Here is a 13,816-nt window from a genome sequence, read left to right on the forward strand (position 1 = left end):
TAATAAGGAAATAGCAAACTCATAATTCACTGAAATGTGTTTCTGAGATATTATTTGCTGGATTTAATCGTAGCCACCCACTGCTTCAGGTAATGCTTTATAAGTATCTTTTGTACTCACGATCTGTTGAATATATGTTCTTAAGTCCAGCAATTGTTGCTCGACACTGTTCACTTTACAATCCTCATCCGTCCATGACAGTGTTTTTGTTTCACCGTTAATTGTAATTTTCCAGCTGTCTGTAGTACTCGGAACCTTAGAGCAGCCCCGTTGCTGTTTAATTTCGTCTATTTGCATCATGTTTATTTCTTTCATTTTGTCATAAATCTTTTGCATTTCATCTGGGCTAAATGACAATTCTGCCGTTGCTTTACCATGCATGATCAAGTCCTTAGTAACAGAGTTTTCGTAGGTATTGATTTCATTTTTATTTAAATCGCCATATCCATAACTAACAAAGAAATTAAAATCGTTCGGTTTCTCTTCAGGCATTTGGATTTTCTGACTTAAAAACGAATCATAGCTACACCCAGAAAGAGCTAACAGTAAAACAGAAATACCCAAAAGCACCCTCTTCATACTAATCCCCCCAGTAATACTGTTGACGACTGTATGGAGAGGTTTGTTGCAGTATACTGCCCCGGTAAATCAACGACTGATGGTCTCCATGGGTAGAATACATATGCACTTAATAAGCTTGAAAAGCGACAACGATTGAACCAATCATAATGGCAATGCCACTAATCTTGCAGCCGATATAATAGAAATCACTTGGCTCGGGGTTTTCGTAATTTAACCGCTGCGGAGATAGATGGAACAATACATCTTGGAAGGCACGGTAGCGAAAGTTACACCAACCCAAGATCATCAGCCCGAGGGCCAGAAACAGAAATCCCGGCATGCCTCGTTTGTCATGGTATTCAGGGTAGGCCGCGGTAACAAGCGCCGATGGCTGAACATCTTCATCCCCTTCCTCGGTAATCCGCTCACCGTTGGCGTAGACTTGAACAAACATAAAGAAATTGCCTTCGTCATCGTAGCTTAAGAGCATGCCATTTTGATCTTCGACACTGTAGATATTTCCATTCGGATAGGTCACTTGGAACTGGGGCATATAAGGGACACTTTTGTCCGCAATGACATAGGATTGTCCGTCTATGGTCACTGTACGATGCTGCTCGTCGTCCGTACTTACCTGGATGGGAGCATCCGTACTACTATGGTATGTGACGACTTGATCTTCCTCAGCAGCGAATTTGTAGATATTTTGGTTCAGGGAGAAGACACGGTCCGTGAAATACGGCTTTGACAAAACACCCACCCAGATAGACACTAAGATAAGGACAAAGAAGAAAATAAAAGTAGGCTTCTTTATTTTTTGGATTATTGTTGTTAGGTTAGAAATACGCGCTCATCCTTTCTTTGTTTATCCTTTACGTCCCAATCAGACAATCGGTTTCACATAGCAAACATTATGTAAAAAAGCCACCTTTAGCACTTAACTCCCCTCCATCCAGGTATAATCCTCTATTAACGATGACGTATCCGTTACTCTAAAGTACAAAAACAAAAAAACCTTCCCTCAACAATGTTGCTTGTTGTCGGGAAGGATTGTGGTTTAGACGACTCGTCTGGAAGGCTGACCACCGTCCACGACGCTCAGAGAGACGCCCTGCGGCAGATCAGCAGCCGCTCCGGCCTTCTGCTCTTGCTGACGCGAGATTATCAGTAGCGCGGCCCAGATCAGGATAAAGCCAACAATCTGGGGAATCGTAATAACCTCTTGGAATACGGCAATGTTGATGAGCACGCCGACCATCGGGAAACTAAGCTCTGCCAAAGTCGCATAAGAGGCTTTGATGCGGCTGAGTCCTTTGTAATACAGCAACAGGCTTAGCAAGCCTGGCAACAGCGCATGCAGCAACAGATTAACACCCATCAGGGCCATGCCTCCCGCTTCGCCGGGCAACGACCAGATTTGGCGCTCGGCCAGGGTCATCGCCATCAGCAGCGGCAACGCGAGCATAAATCGCAAGGACGTGACCGTCTCATAGTTGACCGTACCCAGCAGGTAACGTCCCATCACCGTGGAGCCGCCCCATAGGATCGCTGCGCCGATCGACATCAGACTGCCAGCCTGGAGCACGTCGCTCACATTCGAGAAAGGTAGCTGCCATCCGAAAGTTAGCAAATACGTGCCGATAATCGCCAGGATGAACAAGCCCCCGAACGACCTGGGTAGATGCTCCTTCAACAGCCATCTCGCCATCAAAATCACGAACAGCGGTTGAAGCTTCTGCAGCAATAGCACCGAGTTTAAGTCGCCCGACGCCAGCCCTTGAGTGAATAGCACCGTGGCCAGTGCAGAGCCTCCCCACGAGACAAACAACAGTGCGCCTACATGACGCAGCTTGAGAAGCTTCAACTGCTGACGATGTTTCCACAGGACAGGCGACATAAATAATACCAGAATGACGTGCTCCAGCAGCGTGATCTGGGTCGAGGTCAGATGCTTGAGCAGCATCATCCGGAACAGCGGATCGACGCCCCAGAGAGCGGAGCCGAGGACGACAAACCAAAAAGCAGGCTTGACGGCCGGTTTTTTTAACAGGGACGATGACATCAGGTTACTCATGGTTGATTGCTCCTCATCTCGCATCAACCTTCAGGGTGTTCCCTTGCTATGGAGTTGCAAAAGCCCCATTCCGCCAAAATGCGCAAAACGGGGCTAGCCAAATAAAACAAGCCGCAGGCTCATTTTAACATGGCGATCTTCTCCCATCCGGACTTTACCGTCGGCCCTGGATTCTCACCAGGTCAGTCCCCTGCCGTGATCGGCTTGGGGGAGTCGCGGGCTCGCTTTGCAGCATCACCGCCGGTCAGGAATTTCACCTGCCCCGAAGATCTCTATGCGTATCATGTATTAATGCTACTATACCTGGCGTCCCATAACACTGCTATGATGTTTCTCACAACTGTATTGGACACATTAAAAAAGTAAGTATCAATATTTTATAATCATAAGGATTAATTGAGTAGTTGTCAATACGTTAATTAGAAGCTCTGAATCGCTCCTCATCTGACTAGATCAATCATTTCATGTAAAACGCTGTCCCACTCCAGCGCAGTATTCTCAATGATGAACGCGGGAAAAGGCAGGCTTGCTATGATTGTTGATTCAAGCGCTTTGCGTCTCTCCATAAAAGCAATGTTTGCCTCAGTCGCAAAATGAGGCTTGTCGCGAATGTCTGAAATCCATAGCTGCTGCTTCCGAACGTCAGGCTGACTTAAATAGATCAAGATAGGATTTAATCCCGTTAGCTGCGATGCAATCGCTTGGATATGCGCTTGAATCTGCTGACTGTCCGCTTGATAGTGCTTTAATAGATCATGAATTTGATGTTGTAAGAACACTGCTTCCAGGACATATATGTCCTCTGAATCCATCGATGCATCGGCAAACCTACCCCAGTGTCGTTGGATAAGAGAGGTGAATTCTGCAAACGTAGCTCGAGGAGTATTGGTCCAGCACAGTTCGTTTGAGCTTAGTTCCTCGTACAATTCGTTGACCTCACGAAATTCAGTGATACCACGATAAGGAATTAAATACTTTTGGTTATCCTCCATAGCAAGGGAATGGATAACAGGCGAAAGGCTTGAAAAACGTGACAACAAGTTCAGATAAGCCGCTTCTCTATAAAACGCATGACCATTCAAGCTCACAGGATGCTGCTCTGCTCCTTCATCATATAAGCGCGATCGTTGGCCTTGTTGCATGAGATAATCGTTCAGCCGTTCTGCCAAGGTAGTTTTTCCCGTCCCGCATAGACCTTCAATGAGTATTAACCGGTGTTTTGTTCTCATTTGTTACCTCCTTACCAAAGACTCCAATCACCAACATCACATTGTCCAAAGCGGTTGTCCCCCACAGCCATCACTGTGCCGTTCGATTGAAGCCCCAACGTATGAGCACAACCTGCGGAAACCGCTACAATATCTTTCCAGCTAGTCACGTTGCATTGACCGTAGTCATTCAGTCCCACAGCCACTACTGTGCCATCCGATCGAAGGCCGACCGTATGGTTACTTCCTGCGGACACAGCAACAATATCGTGCCAGGTCCCTACATCACATTGTCCTTCATGATTCCTTCCAACAGCAAGCACTGTACCATCTGCTCGAAGGCCAACGGTATGCAGATATCCTGCACCAACAGTGACTACACGGGTCCAATCCTTTACACGGCCCTGTCCGTAGCGATTATTCCCTGCAGCCCTGACTGTCCCATCCGCTGCTACACCCACCGTATGCCAATCCCCAGCCGCGATCACCACCATAGTAGACCAATCTAGCACATCACATTGGCCTTCCTTATTACGTCCGACAGCCATGGCAGTTCCATCAATTCTCAGACCAACGGAATGGCGCCAGCCTGCCGCAACCGCTATGACCTCGCGCCAATCCGCTACCTCGCATTGTTGATTTTTGTTCCAGCCCACGGCAATCACCGTACCATCAGTATGGAGACCAAGCGTATGTGTGTTCCCCGTGTTCGTTGCCATGTGAACATTGCCAGCTGCGATTGCCTGGATATTGTTCCAGCTCGCGACTTCACATCGACCGTATGTATTATCCCCTACTGCGACCACCGTGCCATCCCGCTTGATACCCACGCTATGACCCCGGCCCGCTGCCAGGATCGCAGTAGTGTCTTGGATGCACTTATTCATTAGGTAGTGCCTCGGTTATCTTGCGGATTGAGATTTTTCAAGGCTTGATGAATTAAATTCTCTGCCACACGCAAGGCCTTGATCCGATTTCTCAGAAGTGAATGCTGCGCGGTACCTTCCATCAGCTTGACTTGTGCTTTTTCACATTTGCTAATGATCGACGTAATTGGGGGTAACGCCTCCTCCAACTCCTGCTTTGACAATTGTTCCATCCTTCTCATGACCTCCCCTTCCATACAGTTTCATTGTATAACATAGGTGCAACGAGTAAACTTATCTTCATCGCAATCCTTAGTTCTCAGACCCGAACTCGATCAAACCTTACACCTATAGTATAATGTTCTGGATGCAGAAAGGGAGATCAAGAGATGAGCATTCGTCCCATTGATTTGGCGAGACACTTGGGCATTAGCACAACTACATTAAGAGGGTATGAAGAACGTGGCTTGGTGCCGCGCGTCCCCCGTTCTCCTGCGGGATACAGGTATTACGATGATCAGCATGTGGCGTACTTCCTATGCATTCGGGCGTTGCTGCCAGCTTTTGACTTAACCTTCATCACTGCTGTATTAGGAAAAGTCCAAGCAGCCCACATCGATGATGCGCTATGGATTGCCAACAAAGCCCAAACCGATCTGTGGCATGAGCGGCAGAGCTATCTTAAAACAGTGGATGTTCTGCTTCACCAGTCTGGGCCTCCAGAGTCCTCAAGCATGATGAGCATCGGGGAAATCAGCAGCGAAACTGGCATCCCGGTAACCACCATTCGATATTGGGAAAAGGCGGGCTTACTTACGCCTGAGAGAAATAGGAATAACGGCTATCGGATCTATACCGGAGCGCATATCCGCCAGCTTTTGACCTTGAACGCCATCAAGCTCTCAGTGCGGACCCACCGATTGAAGCATTTTTTCCAGACCATGCAGGAGACCTATCAAGCATTTGATTTCTCGAACCATAAAGAGATCAAGGCGTTCCTGGAGAAGGTCCGACAGCAACTGGATATCATGAATCGCTTGCAGATTAGAAGTATCTCCGCTCTGGACAAGCTATGTCAGCAGGTGGAAAGTGGACAGTTTGAGCCGTTTGGGACTAACCACTCCACTAGAGAATGTAAACATCTAAATATCGTAAGGAACGAGGAGGCAGACAATTCATGGGAGGAACGAATGTATGGGATGCAGAGTGGGAGGTTAACGAAGAGCAGGCGCAGACGCTGATCGGCAGACAATTCCCTCAGCTGTCATCGAAGCAAGTGAAGCGATTGGGCTGGGGCTGGGACAATACGGTTTTTCTCGTCGGTGACGAGTACGTGTTCCGGTTTCCAAGAAGAACGTTTGCAGTTGCCGCGATTCGTATGGAAGGAAAGCTGCTGCCGCAGCTGGAGGCATATTTGACCATCCCCTATCCGAGACCGTTGTTTTATGGTGAAGCCAGTGAGGAATACTCGGCACCATTTCTTGGCTATGCCCACGTGCCAGGAGATTTCCCAATCGGTTTGACGGAAGATCACCGGGCTTTATCGGCAGAGACGCTGGCTAAATTTCTGCGGAGATTGCATGAGTTTCCGGTGCAGGCAGCGCTGAAGTGCGGCGTTCAGCATGATCACCGAAACTTGACGGACATCGCATCGCGCAAAGTGAAATTGGAGGGCTTTCTATCGAAGGTGGTTGAACACTTGTCGCCGGAGGAGTCCGGTGTGATCGAAGCGTACATTAGCAGTCTGCAAAAGGACCGTGTCGAGGCGGTGAATGCACTGCTACATGGCGATCTTCATTTCAAAAATATGCTTGTGAATGAGAACGGGATCGTGTCCGGCATCATTGATTGGGGCGATCTGAACGTAGGCCATCCGGCTTGTGATTTGAGCGTTGCTTATAGCTTTTTACCACCTTACGCTCGCAGCGTGTTTTTCGAAACGTACGGAGGAGTGAACGAGGAAACGAAGCTGCTGGCGCGGCTGATCGCGGTATACATCCCCATATTGATCTTAATGCAAGCGATCGATGACGGGAATGAAGCAATTGCGGCAGAGGCGAAATCCAACATCATGCGGGCACTGTCAGATTAGGCTCATTATTTCGTTGCGGCTAGGGGGCTATAGCTATCTATAACGCTAGCCAGTTTGGATATACTAAGAATCGATTCTGATCTTATCGGGAGTGTACCTTCATGACAGAAACTAAGCGTAATCCCAAAGTGGACGGATTCATGAGAAAAGCTAAAGCGTGGAAAGAAGAATTCGAAGCCTTGCGCGAGATTGCACTGGATTGCGACTTAACCGAGGATATGAAGTGGATGCATCCTTGTTATATGCATGAGGAGAAGAATGTCGTATTGATTCACGGTTTCAAAGAATATTGCGCCCTCCTGTTTCACAAAGGTGCTCTGCTCAAGGACCCCACGGACTCCTCATCCAGCAAACGGAGAATGTTCAGGCCGCCCGCCAGCTACGGTTCACGAGTCTGCAGCAGATCGACGAATTGCAGCTGATTATTAAAGACTATATCGATGAAGCCATTGAGGTCGAAAAAGCCGGTCTGCAGGTAGCGTACAAGCAGCACAGCGAGTATGAAATTCCGGAAGAGTTGTCCAACAAGTTCGTGGAATTGCCGGACCTGAAAACGGCTTTCGAAGCGTTGACGCCGGGACGACAACGAGCGTACATCTTTTATTTTTCGCAACCCAAACAATCCAAAACACGTGATGCCAGAATTGAGAAGTATCTCCCACATATTATGGACGGCAAAGGATTGAAAGATTAAAACGTAAGGCCAGTTCGCAGCTTGCAATCTGGCCTGTTACCTCACGATGTGTTCTTATCTCTATTGATTCTTATCAATGCAACCTATCAAAACATGCTGGTCCAGTTAGGCCATTGACATTCTTTTTTCGTGTTGGTTTTGAAGCGATAATTAAATTAAAAAAAGATTTCCGTATCCAGCCAATCATAATTAATGTTCATTTTCCATTTGTAAGACTTCTTATTATGGCTAAATGCTATCCAAGCTTGACCTTTTTCTATATCCACATAGTCCCTGAGATTTTCTAACTCTAGCCTGGACATACGAATCAAGTGAGTCATGATTTCCTTGTAATCTCCGTGATCTTCAATTCAATACATTCCGTATCCAAATACAATAGACCTCCCCATGGGGACGTTCATTCCAAAAACCATATCTTCATTTTATCTTTCATCATATGTGCGACCTCTCGGTTCTCTTTATCAATCCAGTTATATAGAGGTCCGTCGATAAAAGCCTGTAATTCTATTTTTGTGAGTTCCAGCTGATCTATAAGTTCTGCGTATAGGAAAGTTATTACATCACTTTTGATATAGGATTCCGGATCATCCGGCCACACCAGAGCTTGATCACTGGCATAGGTTATGCCTGGCGAGGGATCGTGTCCCAACCAAGGGCTTTGTCTGTTAGTAACCGAGTCTTTGACATCTATCAAATCCTCCAACCCGCAGCAGCAACTGGGTAGGATAACTCGATGTTCATCATCAAAGAATGCGATTCCTCCCGAGAGAGCAACCTGCTCTTGCTCGAACAACTCATTATACGATTCACTTAATGACTGCTCCACATTAATATGGTTGTAACCAAACAGATGCGTCAAAAAAAGTTCAACCTCATGACTACTGGATGCGGAAGACAAGATCATATATTCTGTCGTGAAAACATCGTTGACTATCCAACTTGGTTTGTCGAAGTAAGGGTCAATAATTACGGCTTTGGTATATGGCATAGACGACTCCCTTATTAACTTCTACGAGTGATACTTTTAAATTTAATGATAATATTCATTATACCTATTGCACATATACTTCCTATAGCTATAAGTAACCCGTAATACTGCAGATCATCAGCTAAATTTGCCTCTTTATTATACTCTAATAACATTTCCACAGTTGGGTCTTGAAATGGAATCCCAGGATGCTTAACGAAACTAAAAATGATAATTAAAACACCAACTATTAGTGATATCCACAACAACCTTTTTAACGTCAACATAATGCTCCTCATTCTCAAAATTTATGTATGCGATAAGTCAGATGACAACGTCATCTTCCCTTTCGATAAGCACGGAAATATACCCGCACTCTTCATCACCGCACCAAGGGCAAACAAAGATTGGATACCTGTAGTACAAATAAGAGTGGCGCTGCTTGAGTAAGAGATAATCTATGTTTTGCCACTTGCTTGATCATCATTTCAAATCCAAGACCTGTGATAAAAACCAGTTAATTATGGGATCTTCTGTACAAATGAAACTTCCCCCTCCACCTGCGTAAGTATTGAGTTTGAATGATTTAGCCTAACTCAGCGTCGCGTTGAATTGTTCCAGGCTAAGTGGTTTTTCTATTTCTTCTATAAGTGTTGTAACTTGTATAAGTTCAAACATGGCCGACGTCAGAAAGATAACTCGTTGGTCATTTCCTCCATATAAGATGTAGGCTCTTTCATTCGTGGAAGCCAATAATTCGTTAATGATTTCAATGGTTCGACTAGTTGCTAATGACCAAATATCTTTATGCTTCAACTCTTGTTGATCATAGATAACAGATCGTTTCCCATTAATCTCAATTGTAGAACCTCGTTCATCAAACGATTCTTTAATATCAGCTAGTCGTATTCCTTGTTTAGATAGAAAAGGTTCTATTTCAGTTAAAAATAAACTTATGCCGCCTTCGGCCAAATCCTCCGCATCCGCATGAAAATCACGGCAGGTCTCTTCCCACCCGAATGCATATCCCCCTTCTAGGCATTCTTTTTTTAAAACATTAATTTTTTCATCAGCCGTATATTTATAGTATCCAAGCCTTTCCAGATCATTGATAAGTGATGTAATATCCATTTTTTAATTTTCACCTCCTTTCGGTTTATTATAACTATAGGCAAAATAGCTCCTGCTGAAATATATAGACGTAATTCACGAAGACTCCTACACCTTAAATTTATAAATCACATCATCTCTTACAAATGCTGTTCCCCTTGTACCAATCTCAAGTTTATCATATTGGAAATACTTAAATTTCCCAATTGCTCTGAATTCCTTCTTAACATTAAAATCACTTTCTAATTCGATTATGTAGTTCACAATAACTACTTTTCCAAAAGGTACTCCTTCATCATGTTTGGCTATAACTGTACATCGAAAGGATCTTTCTACATGTCCTTTCTTTTCAAATAAGATAGAAGTTAAGTGGTGCAAAAAGGCAAAGATCATAAAGCAGATAATAATCACCAAGTAATCCTCGAAGCCCAACTTCTCCATCTTTGTCTTCAGCCTTTCATATGCATATCCAAGTAAAAGCCAATCAGTCTTACGTCAGTGCTTTAATCTCCCCATAACAATGGTGTCATAAAAATTCCCGTCTGAAAGTAATTTATCATGCTTCAATATTCCTTCAATCTCAAAACCAAAGGACTTATATAAACCAATCGCCTTTGTGTTTGTTTCCAGTACATTGAGCTGTATTTTCTTGATGCCGATGGAATCAGACCAGGCTATCGATTCTTTTAAAAAATTTGTACCAATTCCATGTCCCCAAAAGTTTTTTAATAGGCATACCCCAAATTCCACTTTATGCATCGTTCTTTTTAAATCATTTCCTTCACACCTTGCAAATCCGATAATTGAGCCCTCGGCTTCAGCCACTAAAAAGAGTTTTCTTGAGTGTTCATCATCGGCTTTGATGATGTGTGCAAATGCTTCCTCATCTAAATAAGCTTCTCCACTCTCTCTATCCATATTTTCAGTTTCACCATCTATTTGTAACCTTACTTTGGATAATGGAAGCGCATCAATCGCAACTGCCGACCTTATAGAGTAATTTAGTCCCTTAACTTCATAGTCACGCTCATTAATTTTCATGTAAAACCCCTTAATCTTTCGTGCTAAATTCCTGTGACAATTTCGACCTTGCGATCCAAATGGTCCAACGATCGCGTTCGACAATATTATGCATTGGGTTGTTCTTGAATTGGTCATCAATGTAAACAATCAATTGTTCAATCTCTTCATCTGACAGCTCATGAAGGATGGATCTACCTGTCCTGCCTCTTATATCTTGATATAGGGCTTCCGCATTTGAGTAGACTTCCCGCGTCTCCCAAAACTCTAGTTCTTTCAATAATTCAAAATTGTTGTGCGCCAAGGTTTCCTTAACTTGTTCACTGGTATATCTTCTTGATATTTCTTGTTGGATTAGTCTTGGATATTTCTCGAAAAAGAAACCTCTAATATGGTGCCTATCACCCGGAATCAAGCAGTCTTCTGGTGTTCGATCTTGTACAACCAGCAAACCATTTAATGATAGAATTTTCTTCGCTTCGGCAAAACAGTTATCGAGATCCTTTATATGATGAATAAGCGCTCTTTCCAAAATGACATCCACCGATTGGTCTCGTAAACCAGTCCTTAAGGCATCACCTAATATAAATTCGATTTCCGGATATTCCTTACAATTCATTTCCGCACCGACTAAGTTGGATGCTGAGTAATCCATCCCTATTACCTTGGATGCTCCAAGTAGCGTTAACGCTTTTGAGTAAATCCCGCCTCCACAACCAAGATCAAGGGCAGTAAAAGAATTTTCAGGAAGGTATGGCCTGAGTGTATACATCCAACGGATATCAGCTTCTCGGGTCGTATATGTATTTTGGTTGTGGGGATCATGGAAATCGATTGGCATCCATTAGCACCTCTTTTTCGTTTTCGTAGGTTATTTGGAATTCAAGCCCAACTTTTAGATTAAGCATAATGTGGTATGATTTGAGAAAAACAGATGAATCACTTTGTTTGAACACACTCATTACTTACAGAAAGGATAAGATAAAAATGATAAAACTAGCATTAAAAATATTCCTATTATCCATATTGTTAACTGCATGTTCTAGTGGTTCTTCGTCGTATGAACTTATTGCTCTGGATATCATAAAGAAGGATTCCAATGAAGATATATTTATGATTGAAGATCGGGTTTATAAAATAGATGAAAACAAAGAAAAGTACTTATTTGAAAATCATGAATTGAAGTCTGTAGCTGAGATTTTGGAAGTTTACAACGGCGGCAACCAATTCAATAGCGGCATGGCAACTAAGCTCCCTGGAGGTACGTAAATTTACGAATCGACTACAGATCATACGGTTGACTTTCTTTATGTTGGAGTTGAGGATGAATATCTAAAATACATCCTTGAGGTAGAGGGATAAATGGTCAAATAAACTCTTATTCGATGATTTCGCCTTTCCAATTTACGACCTTTATATCTTTTTCTTTTAGAAGACACCAATCAATAATTTCACTAACTAATTTGGGAGTAATGATTGCATCAATCCAATTCGGCGTTAATACTCTTCGGTACCCTGTATAATTCTTTGGCAACCCTTCAAATTCTTGGCCAATGATTACTATGTAAGGAGACTGATTTTTAACGCTATACTGACCCACCTCGTAGGAAACGATAAACTTCTTATCTTCAGAAATAATATGGACTTTAATTATTCCTTCGTCATCATAATCAGGTTCAACGTACCAATAATACAATCTATTCCTATGTGAGATTTCACGTCTACCCTTGCTACTTACACCCATGGCTCACCTCAAATCTTCAGTTACTCGTTTGTAACATCATACCAATAATATATTGGATATTCTGTAGATTCAGGATTGTATGTCATCATAATATCATCAACAGAAATTGTTGGATACTTTACCTGACTTCGTCACTTGTTAATAGTTGGTTCTAGGAGCAAGTACGGTAAACACTCTGGATTGCAACACCATTTGAAAATTTCTGCTAGGAGATGGAAAATGATTGGCGGCACCCGGTCGGGGCACCTCGACTTACTGGAGACCTCCACCTATAACCGTTTCGCAAATACAAAAAGTCTGACCGTTACCTCTAGGCAAGGTCAGACTTTTCAGCAGTTATTGTGCCTCCACTGGATGAATGACCTGACTCACCGAGTAGTCCTCCAAGGACATGTCAGGCTCGAGATCAAGCGCGAGCTTAGCTAGCTGAGTCCCAATCCAAGGTCCCATTGTGAGGCCAGATGCCCCAAGTCCATTGGCTGCGAGCAAGCCGTCCCAGTCTGGCACGCGGCCCAGTACCGGCAGGAATCCAGGTGTGAACGGCCGGAATCCCACGCGGACCTCCAGGAGTTCTGCCTCTTGTAGTGCGCCGGCTACTTCCAAGCCTTTCGCCAAAACTTCCTGGACGCCCCCCGCCGTGACGCGGGTGTCATAGCCATCGGGGTCGTTCTCATGTGTTGCACCGATAACAATCCGGCCATCCTCAAAGGCCAGCACATATTGCGTGGATGGCGGCATGACAACAGGCCATTCTACGGTATCCTCCTTCTTAGGCACCTGCAGGTGAACGATTTGCGCTTTTTGGTAATGCATCTCGAATCGAATACCGAGTGGCTCGAACACGGACACCCCCCAAGCTCCTGCACACACAATCACTTCATCCGCATCATAACTGTTGTCGTCTACTTTAACGCCAGTCACACAGGTACCATCCCATTGTAATACAGCGTCCCCTTCTACCCACTCCGCCCCATGCCGAATTGCGGATCTCAGCAGCGCATCGCGCAGCTCGCGACCGTCTACCCTGGCGGCACCACTGATCTCTACAGCTTCGTAGCCTTCGTTCAGCAGCGGGAAACGTTCCCGTACGGTCTGCTGGTCCAGTCTAGTGATAGTTCCCATCTCCGGAGCATCGGGCTGACGCAGCCTTGCCCGCTCCTCCAGCTTATCCAGTTTAGCCAAGTCGGTATGGATACTGAGTGCGCCGACACGGGCGTAACCGGTTCTCGTCTCCCCTTCTGCCTCCAGCTCACTGATGAGCTCGGGGTAGAACCTTGCCCCTGCGGTCGCCAGCCGGTACCAGTTCTGATTGCGCCGCTGCGAAATCCAAGGACAGATAATTCCTGCTGCAGCCTGCGTTGCCTGACCAGTGTCCTGCCTGTCTACAATCACCACTTCCGCACCGAATTTAGCCAGCTGATAAGCGGTAGATGCGCCCAGGATCCCTCCTCCGATGACGATACATTTTTTCATGTATGAC

Annotated in this window: 17 protein-coding genes, 1 pseudogene and 1 riboswitch; of the genes and pseudogenes, 4 read left to right on the forward strand and 14 right to left on the reverse strand. The window is 44.8% G+C overall.

Annotated elements, in window-relative coordinates:
- Positions 1 to 63: 63 nt before the first annotated feature.
- The 6 genes from F556_RS0107980 to F556_RS0108005 all read right to left on the reverse strand — a co-directional run bounded on the left by F556_RS0107980 (position 64) and on the right by F556_RS0108005 (position 4,942).
- A complete protein-coding gene (locus F556_RS0107980; protein WP_020616402.1) occupies positions 64 to 579 on the reverse strand; it encodes a hypothetical protein in 516 nt (171 codons plus the stop codon).
- 109 nt (positions 580 to 688) lie between these two features.
- Positions 689 to 1,312: a DUF6199 family natural product biosynthesis protein gene (locus tag F556_RS0107985; protein WP_020616403.1), complete on the reverse strand. Its 624-nt coding sequence runs from the start codon at positions 1,310 to 1,312 to the stop codon at positions 689 to 691.
- Between the two features lie 306 nt (positions 1,313 to 1,618).
- The gene (locus F556_RS0107990) at positions 1,619 to 2,635 is read right to left on the reverse strand and encodes a DMT family transporter (RefSeq protein ID WP_020616404.1); all 1,017 of its coding nucleotides are present in this window, start codon (positions 2,633 to 2,635) and stop codon (positions 1,619 to 1,621) included.
- Positions 2,636 to 2,766: 131 nt separating this feature from the next.
- A riboswitch (FMN riboswitch) is annotated at positions 2,767 to 2,909 on the reverse strand.
- A gap of 166 nt (positions 2,910 to 3,075) precedes the next feature.
- Positions 3,076 to 3,864, reverse strand: coding sequence for a P-loop NTPase family protein (locus tag F556_RS0107995; protein ID WP_020616405.1), 789 nt, complete (start codon positions 3,862 to 3,864; stop codon positions 3,076 to 3,078).
- A gap of 11 nt (positions 3,865 to 3,875) precedes the next feature.
- A complete protein-coding gene (locus tag F556_RS0108000; RefSeq protein ID WP_020616406.1) occupies positions 3,876 to 4,730 on the reverse strand; it encodes an RCC1 domain-containing protein in 855 nt (284 codons plus the stop codon).
- Entirely contained in the window at positions 4,730 to 4,942 is a 213-nt protein-coding gene (locus tag F556_RS0108005; protein WP_020616407.1) for a hypothetical protein, read from the reverse strand. The genes F556_RS0108000 and F556_RS0108005 overlap by 1 nt, the downstream gene beginning before the upstream one ends.
- Positions 4,943 to 5,098: 156 nt before the next feature.
- Here F556_RS0108005 and F556_RS33530 point away from each other — a divergent pair, with 156 nt between their 5' ends.
- The 3 genes and pseudogenes from F556_RS33530 (at position 5,099) to F556_RS33535 (ending at position 7,495) form a co-directional block, all read left to right on the forward strand.
- Positions 5,099 to 5,950 (forward strand): MerR family transcriptional regulator, encoded by an 852-nt coding sequence (locus F556_RS33530; RefSeq protein ID WP_020616408.1) that lies wholly within the window; start codon positions 5,099 to 5,101, stop codon positions 5,948 to 5,950.
- Entirely contained in the window at positions 5,887 to 6,801 is a 915-nt protein-coding gene (locus F556_RS0108015) for a phosphotransferase (RefSeq protein WP_020616409.1), read from the forward strand. The genes F556_RS33530 and F556_RS0108015 overlap by 64 nt, the downstream gene beginning before the upstream one ends.
- A 101-nt stretch (positions 6,802 to 6,902) precedes the next feature.
- Positions 6,903 to 7,495, forward strand: a pseudogene (locus F556_RS33535) (YdeI/OmpD-associated family protein).
- Between the two features lie 397 nt (positions 7,496 to 7,892).
- Here the strand turns inward: F556_RS33535 and F556_RS0108030 are convergent.
- From F556_RS0108030 to F556_RS0108055, 6 genes are all read right to left on the reverse strand, one after another.
- Positions 7,893 to 8,483, reverse strand: a complete 591-nt coding sequence (locus F556_RS0108030; RefSeq protein ID WP_020616411.1) for a hypothetical protein — start codon at positions 8,481 to 8,483, stop codon at positions 7,893 to 7,895.
- A 14-nt stretch (positions 8,484 to 8,497) separates the two neighbouring features.
- A complete protein-coding gene (locus tag F556_RS37035) occupies positions 8,498 to 8,749 on the reverse strand; it encodes a hypothetical protein (protein ID WP_083937925.1) in 252 nt (83 codons plus the stop codon).
- Between the two features lie 304 nt (positions 8,750 to 9,053).
- A complete protein-coding gene (locus tag F556_RS0108040; protein ID WP_020616413.1) occupies positions 9,054 to 9,593 on the reverse strand; it encodes a hypothetical protein in 540 nt (179 codons plus the stop codon).
- A gap of 87 nt (positions 9,594 to 9,680) precedes the next feature.
- A complete protein-coding gene (locus tag F556_RS0108045; protein WP_020616414.1) occupies positions 9,681 to 10,013 on the reverse strand; it encodes a hypothetical protein in 333 nt (110 codons plus the stop codon).
- A gap of 54 nt (positions 10,014 to 10,067) precedes the next feature.
- Entirely contained in the window at positions 10,068 to 10,613 is a 546-nt protein-coding gene (locus F556_RS0108050; RefSeq protein ID WP_020616415.1) for a GNAT family N-acetyltransferase, read from the reverse strand.
- Positions 10,614 to 10,623: 10 nt separating this feature from the next.
- Entirely contained in the window at positions 10,624 to 11,433 is an 810-nt protein-coding gene (locus F556_RS0108055) for a class I SAM-dependent methyltransferase (protein WP_020616416.1), read from the reverse strand.
- 146 nt (positions 11,434 to 11,579) lie between these two features.
- Here F556_RS0108055 and F556_RS0108060 point away from each other — a divergent pair, with 146 nt between their 5' ends.
- Positions 11,580 to 11,861: a hypothetical protein gene (locus F556_RS0108060; protein WP_020616417.1), complete on the forward strand. Its 282-nt coding sequence runs from the start codon at positions 11,580 to 11,582 to the stop codon at positions 11,859 to 11,861.
- Positions 11,862 to 11,970: 109 nt separating this feature from the next.
- Here F556_RS0108060 and F556_RS0108065 read toward each other — a convergent pair whose 3' ends face one another.
- Together F556_RS0108065 and F556_RS0108070 are read right to left on the reverse strand one after the other, a co-directional pair.
- Complete coding sequence (locus F556_RS0108065; RefSeq protein WP_020616418.1) at positions 11,971 to 12,336, reverse strand: hypothetical protein; 366 nt, start codon at positions 12,334 to 12,336, stop codon at positions 11,971 to 11,973.
- Positions 12,337 to 12,672: 336 nt separating this feature from the next.
- The gene (locus F556_RS0108070; RefSeq protein ID WP_020616419.1) at positions 12,673 to 13,809 is read right to left on the reverse strand and encodes an NAD(P)/FAD-dependent oxidoreductase; all 1,137 of its coding nucleotides are present in this window, start codon (positions 13,807 to 13,809) and stop codon (positions 12,673 to 12,675) included.
- Positions 13,810 to 13,816: the final 7 nt, after the last annotated feature.

Origin of the sequence: Paenibacillus daejeonensis DSM 15491 (assembly GCF_000378385.1) — a bacterium.
GTDB classification, from domain to species: Bacteria; Bacillota; Bacilli; order Paenibacillales; family Paenibacillaceae; genus Paenibacillus_D; species Paenibacillus_D daejeonensis.